We start from the raw sequence: 16389 nt of genomic DNA, 5'->3' as shown, positions 1-16389 counted from the left end.
ACGTGGCGGTGTCGCTAGGAACCCCAGCGTTCCTGCCACGGGTAGCCGGCCTGCTCCCTTTGCTCCAGGTACAGGTCGGCGCACCGCCGGGCCAGGTGACGACACCGGGCCAGGTAAGAGGTACGTTCCCCGAGACTCACGGCACCCCTGGCATCCAGGATGTTGAAGGTGTGAGAGCACTTGAGCACATAGTCGTAAGCCGGCAGGAGCAACCGCGCCTCCAGGCAGCGGACTGCCTCTGCCTCGTAGGCGTCGAACAACTGGCGCATAAGGGCTACATCGGCCACTTCGAAGCTGTAACGGGACTGCTCCCTTTCATTCTCCCGGAACAGGTCATCATAGGTGAGATGGGGGGACCAGGCCACCTGGTACACGTCTTCGACCCCCTGAATGTAGGCGGCCAGCCTCTCCAGTCCGTATGTGATCTCCACTGCCACCGGGCGGCATTCCCGGCCCCCCACGGTCTGGAAATAGGTGAACTGGGTGATCTCCATTCCATCCACCCAGACCTCCCAGCCCTGGCCGGAGGCGCCCAGGGTGGGCGATTCCCAGTTGTCCTCCACGAAGCGCACGTCGTGCTGGCGCCGGTCGAGGCCGATAGCCTCCAGGCTCTCCAAATAAATCTCTTGAATGTTGTCGGGCGAGGGCTTCATGATCACCTGGTACTGAAGGTGCTGGTAGAGCCGGTTGGGGTTCTCGCCGTACCTGCCGTCGGCAGGCCGGCGGGAAGGCTCCACATAGGCCACCCGCCAGGGTTCGGGGCCCAGCACCCGCAGGAAGGTAGCGGGGTTCATGGTACCCGCTCCCTTCTCCACGTCGTACGGCAGCCAGATCAGGCACCCCTGCCCGGCCCAGAAGCGGTCCAGGGTATGGATGAGCTCCTGTAGATAAGCCAAGGGCGCACCCCCTCGCGTTCACTGCGCCCAGTGTAGCAATGCCCGCCCCGGGGGTCAACCCTCCTCCCTCCGGCCGCCCGCTGTCTGGCCGCCGCTCGCTGCCGGTGGCCACCCGGCCCCATCGCCAGGCCGCCGGGCAGGAATGCCAGGGCCCGGTGGCTAAGTTACCACGTGCAACCCGGTGGCTAGGTTACCCATAGCTGCGCCGCAAGAAGACCCGCACATATGGGCCGTGATGGCCCAGCGCAAGCGAGAAGGGGATGGACCATGCGGGTAAAGAAGGCCGTGATCCCGGCAGCCGGACTGGGGACGCGGTTTCTGCCGGCTACCAAAGCGCAGCCCAAGGAAATGCTGCCTTTGGTGGATACACCCATCATCCAGTACGTGGTCGAGGAGGCACTGGCCGCCGGTATCCAGGATATCCTGCTGGTGACGGGTAAGAACAAGCGGGCCATAGAGGATCACTTTGACCGGGCCGCTGAACTGGAGAGCCACCTCAAGCAAAGCAGCAAAGGTCACCTGCTGGATCTCATCCAGCAGGAGAACGAGGCGTTCGTCCATTACGTACGGCAGCCAGAGCCGCGCGGGCTGGGGCATGCGGTGCTCATGGCGCGCCATCACGTGGGCCAGGAGCCATTCGCCGTGCTCCTGGGGGACGAAATATTCGTGGGAGATCGACCCTGCCTGGCCGAACTGGTGGACGTGGCCACCCGCCTTCAGGCCAGCGTCATAGCCGTGGTGCCGGTGCCTCCCCAAGAGGTATCGCGCTACGGCGTGGTAAGCACCGTGGAGATTTCCCCCGGGCTGTACCGGGTGCACGACCTGGTGGAAAAGCCTCCGGTCGAGCAGGCGCCTTCCAACCTGGCCATCGTGGGGCGCTATGTACTCGATCCCGAAGTATTCGCCATTTTGGAACGGCAACCACCCGGGTTCGGGGGCGAAATCCAACTCACTGACGCCCTGCGCGAACTGGCCCTACGCAAACCCCTGTACGCATACCGTCCTCGCGCCACCCGGTACGACGTGGGGGACAAACTGGGATTCCTAATGGCCACCGTCGAATTCGCTCTGGCGCGGGCCGATCTGGGGCCGCCTTTCCGGGCATTCCTGGAGGACGTCGTCCGTCGACCTCCGCAACACCCGACGAGGACTGTCTGAAGACAGCGTTTTAAGGATACACGAAACCTGGAAGGGTGTTACCCAACACGGGTAAAGGTATGCCCTCCCCGAGGTGTAATCACTATCCAGCCTGGCCGTAAAGGGATGGGCACCCTTGGATGTGCTGGAGCAGATGGCTGAGATGGTCCGGCAAAATCCGGCCATAACCGTCCACGAACTCGCGCAGGCGCTGGGATACGCAGAGCAGAAGTCCATCTACTACTGGTTACACAAGGCCCGCTTCCGCGGGTTCAAAGAATTCAAGAAGGCGGTCCTCACCGGAGTGTATCCGGAACGCATGCGGCGCCCTTCGCCGATCGCACCCCGGGTGAGAGAACGAAAGACCCCTTACACCACGGATCTGCTCCCCCTGGCCCGCGGGCTGGGGCCGGACGGGGGGCCAGTGTGGGCGGGGGTGAGCCCGCTTCCCCGGCGCAACCTGAGTGAGAAGGCATTTGCCGTAGACTGGCTGTCGGGAGAGTACTTCCCGTTCTTCATGGCCGGTGACCACCTGGCCGTCGATCCCGAGGCGCCCCTGTCTCCCGGCGACATCGTACTGGGCATAGCGGGAGAGCTTCCCGTGCTGCTGCGCTACTACGGCCCTGAGGGCAACCCCCTCTACACCCATCCGATTACAGGACAGCCGCTGGACTCTTCCTCACCCCCTACTCTGGTGGGCCGTGTCATGGCCGTCTACCGCATCCTCTAGCCGGCCCCGGCCCAACGCCTTCATCTACTTCCAGTACTGAAGGGACGTTTTGAGCTGCGATGCGAACGGCCCTGATCGACAGCACCCCGGACTTCTTGCGCTTCCTCGACGCCGCACGAGCAACCCCTGGCGACCGGTGGGGGCAGTACGAGGAAGCGTACCTATCAACCCACGGCGCCGTCCTGCAAGGGATGCTCGCCACCCATCTGTTCTGGCTGGGTCTCAGCATGAGGGAGCTGGTTGAGCGGATGGACCTCGGCTGGTACGCAGACCGCGTGCAGGCATGGCAGAAAAGAGATGGTTCCCGAGAGATCGCCCTCGCCCTGCAGGCGGCAGAAAAAGCACTACCCCCCCTAGCGTCCTTTCCTCCGGAGGTTAACCTAATTTGGGGCTTCGGAATGGTGGACGGGGGTCTTACCTTTGCCCGCGGCCACCCGGTGCTCATCCTGGGTCTGGAACTGGTCGCGGTCAACCGGAACCTCGCGCACCTGGTGCAGCACGAATACGCCCACCTCGTGCGCATAGCCCACCCCGAGACGATCCGGGACCTCATGCCGCCCCACGTGGACCTCAACGACCCGGTCGAACTGACCCGGCTCATGCAGCGAGTGCCCGCAAGGGAGATGCTGGTAAACGAAGGACTGGCCACCCTCTGCCCGGCCTACATCGCCGGTGCTCCCATCACCCCGGAACTGCTCAGAGAACTGCTCTTCTGGAGCCCGGAGCAGATGGCCGCGGCCCAGGAGCGTCAGGGCGAGATGTGGGAGCGGGCCCTGGCCGCCTGGGACCGGCCGTGGCCCGAGACCGACATGTTCGTCGGCCAATCAGCCTTTCTGCCCGATGGCACGCCCTCCCGCTACGGCTACTACGTGGGCGCCAGCATGGTCGCCCGCCTCATCAGCGAGAGGGGATGGCACGCCTACCCTGACCTCCTAGTCTCGGACGCCAAACGCGTGCTCGCCCTGTTCGAGCAGGCGACAATAGAGAAACCCTAGCAGCCGACCGCCAAGCACGCTGGCCCCAACATACCCGATGTTACAGCACGGGTGCCGCCCGGCACCTGGTGGGGCGAGGAATGACAGCCCGTTTCATCGAACAAAACCCGGGATAGCAGCGCAGGTGGGGATGGGAATGACTGAGTCAGCCGTGGCCGGCAGACAAGCGGGGCTGTTGATCGGCACCAGCGGGTACAACTACGGGCACTGGCGGGGGCGTTTCTATCCCGAGGAGCTTCCCGCTCGCCAGTGGCTGTCCTACTACGCCCGGACGTTCCCGACCGTGGAACTGAACGTCACCTTTTACCGCCTGCCCCGCCGCAGCACCTTCGCCGGGTGGTACGAACAGACGCCGCCGGACTTCACCTTCGCCATCAAGGGCAGCCGGCTTATCACGCACCTCAAGAGGCTGGCCGATGTGGAGGAGGATACCAGGCGGTTCTTCGCCCACGCGGGCGAACTCAAGGAGAAGCTAGGAGCGGTACTCTGGCAGTTCCCGCCCAGCTTCCGCCTGGACCTGAGCAGGCTGGAGCCCTTCTGCACCGTCCTCGAGAGCGTGGCGGGCGCCACCCGGCACGCCTTCGAGTTCCGGCACCAGAGCTGGTTCACCCCAGAACTCTATGAGTTCCTGAGACAGCGCAATCTGGCCCTGTGCGTGGCGGACGCACCCCGCTGGCCCTCCTGCGAGGAGGTCACTGCCGATTTCGTGTACGTCCGCTTTCACGGCAGCCACAGGCTTTACAGTTCCTGCTACTCTACGGAAGAGTTGAGGGCCTGGGTGGAGAAAATCACCCGGTGGCGCGCGGGGGGCCGGGACGTCTTCGCTTACTTCAACAACGACGCCCAGGGGTTTGCCCTGCAAAACGCCCGAGATCTGACCGATTTGCTCCGTCATCCGGAGGAACGAGAGGACCGGGCCGCCGCAGAGCAAGACCGCGTTTCCAGGAAGGCGCCGTAATGCCAGGTCAGCCCGTCAGTCGGCGGGCGATGGCAGCAAATGCGCGTCCGGCCTCGCTGTCCGCCTGGTAGATGGCCACCGGTCGGCCCAGGTCCGAACCGGCGCGGACCTCCTCTGTGAGGGGAATTTCCCCCAGGAAAGGCACGCCCAGGTGCCGTGCCAGCTCCTCTCCCCCACCCCGGCCAAACACGTAGCTGCGGCGACCGCACCCCGGGCAGATGAAGCAGGACATGTTCTCCACCACACCCAGGATCTCCTGATGGGCCCGGCGGGCGAAGGCCCCCGCCCGGGTGGCCACCTGGACCGAGGCGGGCTGGGGGGTGGTCACCAGCACCAGCGCACTCCGGGGCAGCATCTGGGTCACCGACAGGGGGATGTCGCCGGTTCCGGGCGGGAGGTCGATGAAGAGGAACTCGGGGTCGCCCCACTCTACGTCCTGGAGCATCTGCTGCAGTGCCCGGATGAGCAGGGGGCCCCGCCAGATGATGGGCTGGTCCTCGGGCAGGAAGAAGCCGATGGACATCACCTTCATGCCGTGGCGCTCCAGGGGGATGATCCTCCCGTTCTCGGCGCGGGGGGTACCATTGATCCCCAGCAGGTGGGGAATGCTGAAGCCGTGGATGTCGGCGTCGAGCAGGCCCACCTCGCGGCCGGCTGCCGCCAGCGCCGCCGCCAGGTTGACGGTGACAGTGGACTTGCCCACACCCCCCTTGCCGCTACCCACTGCGATTACCCGGGTGCGGGAGGCGGGGCTCATGATGCCAGTGGGACGGGCCATCTCCCGCCGCAGCCGCTCACCCAGGGCGTCGCGCTCGGCGTCGGTCATGGCCGACAGGTCTACCTCCACCCCCTCTACCCCAGGGAGACGCCCGACCTCGGCCACCACATCGTCCCGGATCTTGTTGCGCAGGGGGCACCCCGGCACGGTGAGAGCCACCCCCACCCGCACTTTCCCTCCCTCGACCTGAACACTCCTGACCATACCCAGCTCGGTGAGGCTGCGACCGAGCTCCGGATCCATCACCCTGCCAAGTGCTTCCAGAACCTGCTCCCGTGAAACCATGTGCTTCTCTCCTCCATGTGCACATCGCGCGGCAAGCTTGCCTACTCCCTCTTACTTCAGTTTCCCCCTGCATCCCTGCCCGGCCCGCGAAAACTGACGAACCGCACGTCGGCGCCGGCAGGTCGGCGGGGGCAGGGTGGCGAAGCCTGATACACGTACCTGCGAGAGAGGGGTGTTCGTGTGCTGAAGACGAACAGGGAGCGGCTGGTTATGATATCGGTGCTGGGCGAGGTATCGAGCCCGGGAGGAGCACAGCCTCCGCACCGGGTGGGATACGACGGGGTGGCCCGGGTGCTGCCGGCTACGGGTGGCATCACCTACAACGTAAGGGTGGGCGACCCCGCCTTCGGCTGGGCGGGTGACCACGTGGAGCCCGGTGTAAGCACCAGGAACAAGGACGACAACCCCAACCACGGCTACAACACCCTGTGCTGCGTGGGCAACGATGCCTATGTGGTCTCGGGCGATGCCAAGGGGGCCAAAGGAGTGGTGACGGGCAAGCACGGGGGGATAGAGCACGTCCTCATCGACTTCCCGCCCGAGGTACTGGAGAAGCTGGTAATTGGCGATAAGATCCAGGTGCGGGCGTGGGGCCAGGGCCTGGAGATCGAGGGATACCCCGACGTCAAGTGTATGAACCTGGACCCGCGCCTGCTGGACAAGATGGGTATCCAGGAGAAGAATGGCGTCCTGGAGGTGCCGGTGGCGGGCATCGTCCCCCCTGAGTTCATGGGGAGCGGGCTGGGATCGGCGGCCGCCGAGCGGGGCGACTACGACATCACCTCCATGGAGAAAGAGGGACTGCGCGAACTGGGGCTGGACCGGCTCCGCCTGGGCGACATTGTGGCCATCCGGGACGCTTCCTCGTACTACGGACGCAGCTACCGCCGGGGAGCAGTCATTATCGGCGTCGTGGTCCACAGTGACTCTTACACTTCGGGTCACGGGCCGGGGGTGACGTCCCTGATGACCTCTCTGACCGGAAGGATCCGCCCAGTGCAGGTGGAGCGGGCCAACATCGCCGAATACCTGGGCCTGCGCTGACACCTGCGTTACAGCGTGAGGGTCGAGCCGGGCTCGGGGATGACCACCCGGGCGAGGTGGCCCAGGTTCTCCCGGAAGAAGGCCGGGTCCTCCGTATGGATGGGCACCAGGGCGCGGGGGCGGATGGTCTCTACCAGTTCCACCAGGCCGGCGCCGTGGATATGCCCGCTGGCGTGCCAGCCGGGATCGCGGCCCTGGCCGGCGCGGTCGCCCGGATCACCGAGCAGACGCAGGCCAAAGTGGGAGATCCAGTTGCGGAGGCGGTCCAGGTCCGTGTGCATTTCCTCGTTGAACGCCTCCGTGGATGAGTAAATATACGTGCCCCCGCGCGGGGCAATGTCCACCAGTTCGCTCAGGTCCCAGTAAGAGAAAGCGCACACGTACTCGCCCGGCCGGGCGGCGACTTCGCGGGCGGAAACCACCCGGTCCGGGCACGAGGACAGGTAACGCTCCATCAGGATGCGCTCCCATACTGGCCGCTGCACCTTGGCCTCGAAGTACACCGCCAGGCAGGGCTCGCCAAACGGGTCGGGCGCATCGCCTTCTCCGGCTGCATGCAGCGCTTCCAGGAGGTACGCGTCGCGGGCGGTGACCGCCAGCCGACGCCCCGCAACACGGGCAGCCTCCAGGAAGGAGAGCAGGCGCTCCACATGCCGGGGCCCGAAATCGGCGATCACCAGCCCCTCCGCCCGACGGATCGCCTCGCACGCCCTCTGCCGTACCTCTTCTTCGCCCACGGGGGTCCCGGTGCGGGGGTGGGTACCCTCGCAGAGGAGCAGGGCGGGCTGCAGACGTGCAGCTTCCTCTGCGAAGGCCCGGGTCAGGTGACCGCGCGACCCGTGCAGGCGCAGGTCGCCGGTGTACACCACCCATCCGGCCGGGGTCTCGACAGCGAAGGCACCGGCACCCGGCACAGAGTGATCCACGGGCCACCAGCGCACGCGCATCCCCGCCACTAGAGCCTCGCGGCCTTCCACCACCCGTAGGGGATCCCCTTCCAGCTCGCGGGAGGCGGCTGGTCGCAGCCAGAACTCCGCAGCAGCCTGGGAGCGGGCAGCGGTGAACCCAGGGGAAAATACCACGAAGGGGCGCAGCCGGGCGGGAGCTTTGCGGTAATCGACCGCCCGCAGCAGGCCCTCCTTTTCTTCCCGCGGGGTGAGATAGGCCACTTCCCGCTCCATGGTGCCGGGGACGGTGTCCTGCACCGCCTTGGCGATCACCGCCGACGCCAGGCCGGTAAAGACCGGGATGGTGCCTTCCAGGAAGGATGTGTACCCGCTGTGGTCGAGGTGGGCGTGGCTGAGGAGCACACCCGCCACCTCCACCTGGCGGTAACCTCGTCGCCCCTCCAACCGGCTCCACCACTGCCGGGCGGGCTGATCCAGGTCGCGGCGGTATATGCCCCGCAGCGGGGGTAGGAGGCCCAGCTCCAGCAGGTCACCGATCCCCACAGAACCGCGGGGACGGAGAAACTCATCGAAGAACGCCCGTTCCGCAGCAAAGTTGACCCCAAAGTCGAGGAGCAGGCTTCCCGAGTCCGCCTCCAGGAGTACCTTGGTGCCTCCTATGCACCCCACACCGTCGAGAAACGTGAGCGTGACCGGCATCCCCGTCCCCTGCCTCTGATGAGCACCCGGAACGCCGGGCTAGACCGCTGCCCCGCCGGGGATACGGTGATACATATGCACACCAGCATGCGCGGTATGCCCCACCAGCCCTTCTTCTTCCAGCAGGTCGAGGTAACCCACGGTTTCGGACAGCGCCAGGAAGAGCTGGTCCTCCGCGAGATCGGGAAACAGGGAAAGAGAGAGGGCGTACACGCTAGCCGGACCCGCCCGCAAGAGGTCCAATACCCGATCCCGGCGCAACTCGTAGAACTTCAGGCGCCGCGAGACCAGCTCACCCGGGTCGCAGATGGGGTCGCCGTGACCGGGCAACACGAGACGAACCGCCATGGTCTGGAGGTGCGCCAGGGTCCTCAGGTACTCGGGTAAACTGTGCCGGCGTTCCCCCGACCAGGAATCCACCGGCTCCACGACGGCGTTGGAAGATATGTGGCCCAGGAGGGTATCCCCCGAGAAAAGCAGGCCGTCCCGCGGACGCTCCAGGCAGAGCGCCGAAGAGGCGTGCCCCGGCGTGTGGTGCACCACCAGCAGGTCATCTCCGGCCGGCACCAAGTCGCCCTCCTCGAGGAAACGGTGCACGCTGACCCCCCGGGGGTACTGCCGCAGCCCCAGGCCTTGTCGCTCCATGACTCGCAGGACCCTGTCTGGTACCCCGGCCCGGTGCAGGAACCCCAGGTAGAACGATACCCGGGCTTCCAGCAAAACCGGGTCGCCCGACATCCACAGCAGGGCCCGGGGGTGGGCGGCCACCTCCCAGCCGGCCTCCTGGAGCAGGGCCAACCCTCCGTAGTGGTCGGGATGGGCGTGGGTGACGACCACACGGCGCACGTCCCCCGGCTCCATCCCTGCCGCTGCCAGCCCCGCAAGCAGGGTCTCCACCCCCTCCGGGGTGGCGGGACCGGCGTCGACGAGCGTGGGTTCCGACCCCAGGAGAAGGTAGGCGTTGACGGGGCCCACGGCATACGGGGTGGGCAACACCAGCCGCCGCACGTCCGGCGCAACCGGATCAGCGGGCAAGGGGATTCACCGCCTTCCCACCTGCTGGTACCAGAATTCCCAGGCCCGCGGTCGGGCATCCAGCCGTACCTCCAGGCAGGACACCACCGCTGCCCGCACCTCGTCCATGGTCCCCGGGCTCACAGCAAGGCGGGACGCCATCTGGGGGGAAGCACCTGCCAGGTGCAGCAGCACCCTGCGGGAGGCTTCCGACAGGTGGGAAGTACGGTTACCGGCGCGGCAGCGCGCGCACACCACCCCTCCCGCGCCGGCGTCGAAGGAGCAACCCCCTGTCCCGGGATCCTCACCGCAGTATACGCAACGGCTCAGCCGCGGGGCGTACCCGGCCAGGGCCAGAAGGCCCAGCACGAAGGCGTACACCACTGCCTCCACCGACCGCCCCGCTTCCCCCACCGCCTCGTCCAGGGCAGCCAGGCTGCCCCGCAGGAGCGCAAATAGAGACGGGGCGGGGTCGCGCTCCTGGGCGAAGGAGTCCACCAGTTCCGTGAGCAGGCTGGCCGCCGCCACCCCGGCCAGGTCGGAACGGAGGCGGGGGAATGATTGCCGCAACTGGCTCTGGGTGACCACGTCCAGGCGCTTCCCCCGCCAGAGAAGGAGACGGGCGCAGGCAAAGGGTTGCACCGCCGCCGCCAGCCTGCTTCCCGGACGACGGGCGCCCCTGGCGATGGCAGCCAGCTTTCCCTCTTCCAGGGAATACGCGGTGACCAGGCGGTCAGCCTCGCCCACGTCGCGGCTGCGCAGGATTATGGCTTCCACGTGATAAAGGGCCATGACCTACTTCAACCTGTATCCCAGTTGCTGCAGCGTGCTGGGGTCGTCCCGCCAGTCGCGCCTGACCTTCACCCACAGGTCGAGGTATATCTTCTTCCCGAAGTACGCCTCCAGTTCCTGCCGCGCCCTGGTCCCCGCCGTCTTCAGGACCCGCGCGTTGTGTCCCACCAGGATGCCCCGCTGGCCAGCCCGTTCGCAATAGAGGTAGGCCCTGATGTAAAGCAGGTCGTCGCGCCGGGGCGTAATTTCTTCCACCACCACGGCCACCGCATAGGGTACCTCGTCTCGGACCAGGTCCAGCACCTTCTCCCGGATGACCTCAGCCACGTAAAAGTGGTCGGGCTGATCGGTAACCAGGTCCTCGGGATAATAGCGGGGCCCCGGAGGCAGGCAGTCGTAAATCGCATCCCGCAAGAGATCCAGGTTGGTGCCCAGGAGGGCAGAAATGGCCACCGCATGCCGGAAGGCATACAGTTCCCGGTATGCCTCCAGGGCAGCCGCCACCTTTGGTCCGGTGAGGAGGTCGACCTTATTGACGGCCAGCACCGCCGCCACAGGCTTGCGGGGGAAACTGGCCACCAGCGCCCTCTCGCCGGGACCGGGATTCTGGGTGCCATCGACCACCAAGAGCACCACGTCCACGTCGCTGACCGTGCCGCGGGTGATCTTCACCATGAACTGGTCCAGTTCGCAGCGAGGCTCGATCATCCCGGGGGTATCCAGGAACACCATCTGATACCCGGACCCGTTGAGCACCCCCAGGATGCGGTTACGGGTGGTTTGGGGTTTCTCGGAAACGATGGCCACCTTGCGCCCGACCAGAGCGTTGACCAGTGTGGATTTCCCCACGTTGGGACGCCCCACTACCCCTACGAACCCGGAACGGAAAGCCTCCTCCGCCAGAGCGTCACCCTCCCCGCTCACCTGATCTCCACCTTCGTACCCACCGGTACCACCAGCACCCAGGTGGGACCGGGCTCCACTTCCAGGGGATGGCCCTTTTCGTCCCGGTACACGACCGGAGACTTGCGGCTCTGCTTGCGCCAGATCCCCTCCCGGTACTTGCCCCCGCTGAACACGACCACCCGTCCCTGCCCGGTCATCTTGGCTTCCATGTGCAAGAGTTTGTCCCCGGGGATCTGCCGCATCTCGACGAACTGTACGATTACGTTGCGCGCCCACAGGGTGCGGCCTTCTGTATCCCGATGGGGCTCATCATCCACGGAGCGCAACCATCTGCCCGTGTCCCTGTCATACGCATAACTTACCCGGTATCCCTGCCACCCTCCCGGGTACCATACCGTCACCAGGACGGCGTCCTTGCCCGGCGGCCCTTCCTTCCCGGCGTCCCGGAAGGGGAACGGCGACGGGAACGGTCCCTCTTTCTCCCAACCCCGCTTCTCCATGGCGGCACGGAAAAGCTCGCCCGAGGTGTAGGTGGCGTGGGGGGGCTTCCGTTCCGAGGGGGAAACCCGCCAGTAAGCTTCCCCGCCTCCGTATATCTCGTCCAGGTGAGGTACGCCCAGCGCCCGCAGGTCCGCGAATCCCTGGTCGCTTGCCCCCGCGTGACCCAGCACGGCATCCAGGGGCAGGACTAGGTCGAGGAAGTAGGGGCGCACGCTGCGCACGGGGCCAGCCCTGAGCGGGTCCTGGTGCAGGTAGAAGGCCAGAAAACGCGTAATACCGCCTTCCGCCAGCATCTCGTACACCAGGCACGCTTCCCCCAGTCCGGATTGGGGGCGGGCCTGGGGGGCGTTGTCGATCATGAGGGCGAAAGGGCGTCTATGTATCAGGCCTTCGGGAACCGGCTGCCCGCAAAGGGGGCAGGGCCGCCTGGGTACCTCCGGTTGGGCTGCTGTGCCCCCCGGGGGGCCCTCCGGCCCCCGGGCGGGCACGGCGGGCTCGCCCCCGCCCCGGAAGCATCCGCAGGCCAACACCGTAACGGCGACCAGGAGCAATAACATGCATATGTACCGCACGTCATTTCACTCCCTCCGCGGACGCAACTCCGCAGCCCCGGCCGATATCACCAGTCGCATCCCCTCCTGCGGGGTTAGATCGAGGAAGACCACCTGGGAGCGGGGAACCACTACCATCCACCCGGAAGTAGGATTGGGCGTGGTGGGGATGAACACACAAACGGTCTCTTCTCCCAGGCGAGAAGAGGCTTCCCGGAGCCCTGCTCCCGTGACAAACCCCACTGAGTACAGGCCAGGACGGGGGTACTCCACCATGGCCACCCGGCCCAGGGCCATGTGCTGGCCGGAGAACGCGTCAACCACCGCCTTCACCGTACTGTAGACCTCCCGGGCAACGGGCACGCGCAGGAAGGCCGTCTCCACCGCGCGGAATATCCACCGGCCCACATACGCCCGCGCCAGCCACCCCACCAGCAGGACGAACAGGACTCCGGAAACGATGCCCAACCCGGGCACATACCTGCCCAGCAGCCCCACCACCAGCGGACGCAGGACGCCATCCCCCACCTTGAACAGCCATTTGAGGGCAAACACGGTGAGGACCACCGGAACCAGTACCGCCAGCCCGCTCAGGAACAGGTTACGAAATCTCCCTCCCAACGTCATCACCGCCTCCCGGCTCAGGCCACCCCCGTCCCCTGGCCGCGTCCCAGGTCCGGGGGGCAACGCCCCAACTTTGGGGTACCCTGCGAAGCCCTTGGGCTCGCTAGCCGGGTGATCCGGCCCCTCTCTCACGCAGGCAGGCCGCCACTATCTCCCGGGCATCTTCCATCATCTGCTGCCACCCCGCGGGGGTGTCATCGTCCTGCCCCAGCAGGTGGAGGGTGCCATGAACAGCCAGAAGCAGCAATTCTTCCTGGAGGCCGCCATTCCTTTCCGCTGCCTGGCGGCGGGCGGTATCCACTGACACCACCACCTCACCCCAGGCCCCCGGCTCACCGGTGCCCAGGGGAAAGGCCAGCACGTCGGTGGGCCGGTCCCGGTCCAGAAAACGGCGGTTGAGTTCCCGTATCTGCTCATCACCCACCAGGGCCACGCTCACCGTCCCCGACTTGTCGGCTTTCTCCAGCGTCATCTTCACCGCTTGCCGTACCAACCCCACGGTCCCCGGGGGAACCCTGACCCCCGGATCGCGGGTCACTGCCACCCTTGGTTTCATCGCCTTCACCCTTCCCCTCCGGGTACTCAATGCGGGGGTGGTATATCCCGCTCAGGACGCGCACGAACGCCGCCGCCACCCGGTCCAGGTCCCGCAGGGTGATGGGAGCCTGGTCGAGCTGGCGATCCTGCAGGCGGTCCCTGATGATCTTCCGCACTACCCCCTCGATAGCCGCCGGGGTGGGATCGGGAAGGGCCCGCACTGCGGCCTCCACGGCGTCGGCCAGCATGACGATGGCCGTCTCCCGCGATTGAGGACGGGGCCCGTGGTGGCGGAAGCCCTGCTCCTCTACCGGACCGCCGTTCTCCGCTGCACGGCTGTAAAAGTAGGAGACCAGGGAATCACCGTGGTGCTCCGCGATGAAAGCGGTCACGCTGGGAGGCAACCGGTACTCGCGGGCCAGTTCCAGCCCGTCTTTCACGTGAGCGGTGATCACCACCGCGGATAGGGCCGGCGACATTTTGTCGTGGGGGTTCTCCTGGCCCATCTGATTCTCAATGAAGAAGTAGGGACGCCTGATCTTGCCTATGTCGTGGTAATACGCTCCCACCCGGGCAAGCAGACCGTCGGCCCCGATGGCCTCCGCCCCGGCATCGGCCAGGTTGGCCACCAGGATGGAGTGGTGGTACGTGCCCGGTGCTTCCACCAGGAGCCGTCGCAGCAGGGGATGGTTGGGATTGGAGAGTTCCAGCAACTTGATGGGGGTGACCACCCCGAAGGCGCTCTCCAGGAACGGCAGCAGGCCCACCCCCAGCACGCCCGAGGTGGGTCCGCTCAGGAACGAGAAGAGGTACACCTGCCACAGAGCCAGGCTGTCCTGCGCCAGCCCGCCCACCAGGCTGAGCGCCACCGCCGCCCCCAACTGCCCCATCCCCGCCAGGAAGCCTGCCCGCAGGAAGTCGGTGCGCTGGGTGATCCGCCCCACGGCGTAGGCCCCCGCCAGGGCACCGAAGAGGTTGGTCACCGCAAACTCCGCGTGCAGCCCGTTCATAGCAGCCACGCCCACGGCCAGCACGGGAGAGGCCACCACCGCCACTTCGGACCGCACCAGCACGGCCAGGAGCAGGGATGCGGTAGCGACAGGGGTCAGGTGCCCGGACACTCCCCGCACCAGGTGACCCAGCACCAGGGCCACAGAGGTGACCAGTCCCACCAGGACCAGGAGGTGCTCGGAATTCCACACCGCCGGGGCAAATACGCGCAGGTAAACGACGAGCGCTCCTCCCAGCAACAGCGCCAGCACCACTGCACCGGCGCCCAGCAGCCAGTTGCCCCCACCCTGCATCAAGCCCAGGTCCCGCAGCAGGACCAGATGGGCCGCGGTGACCAGCTCTCCCTTGCGGAGGATTACGTCACCGCGCTGGACGTATACGGGCCGCACCTGCTCCCGGGCGTGCTGGCGCCGGGCCTCCGTATCCCTGGCGTTGAAGACCAGGTTTGGGCGCACCCTGGCTGCCGCCACCTCGGCGGCAAAATTCTTCAGGTCCCGGGGCTGCCGCAGCACCTCCACGCGCTGCCTTATCTGCTGGCGGGTGGCGTCCAGGTTTTCTTCTCGCACCCCCACCTGCATGACAGCCACCAGGGTGTCCCGCGCCCACGCCTCCAGCGTTTCCAGCTGGCCAGGATCGGCACGCAGGGCGGCCAGGATGGCGTCTTGATCGGTGATGCCCAGTTCCCCTGCCAGCAGGCGCGCCTTCTCATCGGGTTTCCCGGCCTGGGCGGCCACTTCCCTCAACCGGGCAAAGGCATCGGCGACGGCACGCTCCGCCTCCGCCGTGGCCCGGGGATCCAGGTCAAACACGTCCGGGACGGCGGCAGCGGCCTCCTCCCGCAACTGTTCCGTCCGAACCCGATCAACCACCTGGCGGGGCGCCCGTATGGTTTCAGGGGCCAGTTGCCCCTCCAGCAGGTTGAGGGGACGAGGAGCCAGATCCGCGTAAAACACCGTCGACCACAGTATGAGGAAGAGCAAGCCCCAGCCTGCTCTGCGCCAGGAAATCCCCGACACTTGCCGCCAGCGGGAGGTGGTCAAGCCCTAACCTCCTTTTTCCCTGTCCCAGCGCTCGTAGGCCTTGATTATCCTGGTGACCAGTTCGTGCCTGACCACGTCCTCTTCGGTCAGGTAGACGAAGGCGATGCCTTCGACATCCGCCAGCACGCGGCGGGCCTCTTCCAGGCCCGACACCTGTCCCCGGGGCAGGTCGACCTGCGTGATGTCGCCCGTGATCACCGCCCGCGAACCCAGTCCCAGCCTGGTGAGGAACATCTTCATCTGTTCGGGGGTGGTGTTCTGCGCCTCGTCCAGGATGATGAAAGAGTCATCCAGGGTACGGCCGCGCATATACGCCAGGGGTGCCACCTCGATCAGATTCCGCCCCAGCAGGCGCTCGAATGCCTCCACCCCCAGGATATCGAACAGGGCGTCGTACAGGGGCCGCAGATACGGGTTGACCTTCTCTTCCAGGCCACCAGGCAGGAACCCCAGTTTCTCGCCCGCTTCCACCGCCGGACGGGTGAGTACGATGCGGTTGCATCCCTTGGCCTTGTACGCTGCCACGGCCACCGCGACGGCCAGGTAAGTCTTCCCCGTTCCCGCCGGGCCGATCCCGAAGGTGATACCGTGATTGCGGATGGCCTCCACGTACTTCTTCTGGCCCGCCGACTTGGGGCGAATCGCCTTGCCCCGGTAAGTTACGATCACCGTGTCCCCCCGCAGGGCGGCGAGGGCTTCTTCGTTCCCCTCCCGGGCCAGCCGGATGGCGTATGCCACGTCGTGACTGTCCAGGGTCCCCTCCCGCGCCAGGGGTAAGAGGCTGTGCAGCAGCCGGGACACCCGTGCCACTTCTTCATCAGAGCCGGTCACCACCACCTCGCTTCCCCGGCTCTGCAATTTTACGTCAAACTGCTGCTCTATTGCCCGCAGGTGGGCATCGTTGTGCCCAAAAAGGTACAGCGCGTCCTGGGCGTCGTTGAGGCGCAGGCGTTCACTGGCGACTCTGGTCGTGTCCAATACCG

General features: G+C 66.3%; 16 protein-coding genes. 5 read left to right on the top strand and 11 right to left on the bottom strand.

Annotated features, from left to right (window positions below):
• Nucleotides 1-14 precede the first annotated feature (14 nt).
• A complete protein-coding gene (gene glyQ, locus AB1446_04235; protein ID MEW6546111.1) occupies nucleotides 15-896 on the bottom strand; it encodes a glycine--tRNA ligase subunit alpha in 882 nt (293 codons plus the stop codon).
• Nucleotides 897-1163: 267 nt separating this feature from the next.
• Between glyQ and galU the strand changes: the two genes are divergently transcribed.
• From galU to AB1446_04215, 4 genes are all read left to right on the top strand, one after another.
• Nucleotides 1164-2054, top strand: a complete 891-nt coding sequence (gene galU, locus AB1446_04230; protein MEW6546110.1) for a UTP--glucose-1-phosphate uridylyltransferase GalU — start codon at nucleotides 1164-1166, stop codon at nucleotides 2052-2054.
• Between the two features lie 115 nt (nucleotides 2055-2169).
• A complete protein-coding gene (locus AB1446_04225; GenBank protein ID MEW6546109.1) occupies nucleotides 2170-2763 on the top strand; it encodes a hypothetical protein in 594 nt (197 codons plus the stop codon).
• 59 nt (nucleotides 2764-2822) lie between these two features.
• Nucleotides 2823-3758 (top strand): hypothetical protein, encoded by a 936-nt coding sequence (locus AB1446_04220; GenBank protein MEW6546108.1) that lies wholly within the window; start codon nucleotides 2823-2825, stop codon nucleotides 3756-3758.
• A 136-nt stretch (nucleotides 3759-3894) separates the two neighbouring features.
• A complete protein-coding gene (locus tag AB1446_04215; GenBank protein MEW6546107.1) occupies nucleotides 3895-4716 on the top strand; it encodes a DUF72 domain-containing protein in 822 nt (273 codons plus the stop codon).
• Nucleotides 4717-4723: 7 nt separating this feature from the next.
• Here AB1446_04215 and AB1446_04210 read toward each other — a convergent pair whose 3' ends face one another.
• On the bottom strand, nucleotides 4724-5779 hold the full coding sequence (locus tag AB1446_04210) for an Mrp/NBP35 family ATP-binding protein (protein MEW6546106.1): 1056 nt from the start codon (nucleotides 5777-5779) through the stop codon (nucleotides 4724-4726).
• Between the two features lie 180 nt (nucleotides 5780-5959).
• On the opposite strand from AB1446_04210, the gene AB1446_04205 reads away from it, so the two are divergent.
• Nucleotides 5960-6823, top strand: a complete 864-nt coding sequence (locus tag AB1446_04205) for a DUF4438 domain-containing protein (GenBank protein MEW6546105.1) — start codon at nucleotides 5960-5962, stop codon at nucleotides 6821-6823.
• Between the two features lie 8 nt (nucleotides 6824-6831).
• On the opposite strand, the gene AB1446_04200 is transcribed toward AB1446_04205, so the two are convergent.
• The 9 genes from AB1446_04200 to AB1446_04160 form a co-directional block, all read right to left on the bottom strand.
• Nucleotides 6832-8430: an exonuclease gene (locus tag AB1446_04200; protein ID MEW6546104.1), complete on the bottom strand. Its 1599-nt coding sequence runs from the start codon at nucleotides 8428-8430 to the stop codon at nucleotides 6832-6834.
• Between the two features lie 39 nt (nucleotides 8431-8469).
• Nucleotides 8470-9465: an MBL fold metallo-hydrolase gene (locus tag AB1446_04195; GenBank protein ID MEW6546103.1), complete on the bottom strand. Its 996-nt coding sequence runs from the start codon at nucleotides 9463-9465 to the stop codon at nucleotides 8470-8472.
• 6 nt (nucleotides 9466-9471) lie between these two features.
• Entirely contained in the window at nucleotides 9472-10236 is a 765-nt protein-coding gene (gene recO / locus AB1446_04190; protein MEW6546102.1) for a DNA repair protein RecO, read from the bottom strand.
• Between the two features lie 3 nt (nucleotides 10237-10239).
• On the bottom strand, nucleotides 10240-11160 hold the full coding sequence (gene era / locus AB1446_04185; GenBank protein MEW6546101.1) for a GTPase Era: 921 nt from the start codon (nucleotides 11158-11160) through the stop codon (nucleotides 10240-10242).
• Nucleotides 11157-12215 (bottom strand): DUF3048 domain-containing protein, encoded by a 1059-nt coding sequence (locus tag AB1446_04180; GenBank protein MEW6546100.1) that lies wholly within the window; start codon nucleotides 12213-12215, stop codon nucleotides 11157-11159. Before AB1446_04180 ends, era begins: the two co-directional genes overlap by 4 nt.
• Nucleotides 12216-12221: 6 nt before the next feature.
• Nucleotides 12222-12821 carry a DUF502 domain-containing protein gene (locus AB1446_04175; GenBank protein ID MEW6546099.1) on the bottom strand — a complete coding sequence of 200 codons (600 nt, stop codon included), beginning with the start codon at nucleotides 12819-12821 and terminating at the stop codon, nucleotides 12222-12224.
• A 100-nt stretch (nucleotides 12822-12921) separates the two neighbouring features.
• Nucleotides 12922-13290: an rRNA maturation RNase YbeY gene (ybeY, locus tag AB1446_04170; GenBank protein ID MEW6546098.1), complete on the bottom strand. Its 369-nt coding sequence runs from the start codon at nucleotides 13288-13290 to the stop codon at nucleotides 12922-12924.
• Entirely contained in the window at nucleotides 13235-15406 is a 2172-nt protein-coding gene (locus tag AB1446_04165; GenBank protein MEW6546097.1) for an HDIG domain-containing metalloprotein, read from the bottom strand. The genes ybeY and AB1446_04165 overlap by 56 nt, the downstream gene beginning before the upstream one ends.
• 3 nt (nucleotides 15407-15409) lie before the next feature.
• Nucleotides 15410-16384 carry a PhoH family protein gene (locus tag AB1446_04160; protein MEW6546096.1) on the bottom strand — a complete coding sequence of 325 codons (975 nt, stop codon included), beginning with the start codon at nucleotides 16382-16384 and terminating at the stop codon, nucleotides 15410-15412.
• Nucleotides 16385-16389 lie beyond the last annotated feature (5 nt).

The organism is Bacillota bacterium (assembly GCA_040757085.1).
Taxonomy (GTDB): Bacteria; Bacillota; Sulfobacillia; order JACIYH01; family JACIYH01; genus JACIYH01.
The sequence above is the reverse complement of the archived record's forward strand: the minus strand, read 5'-3'. Positions and strand labels throughout refer to the sequence as shown.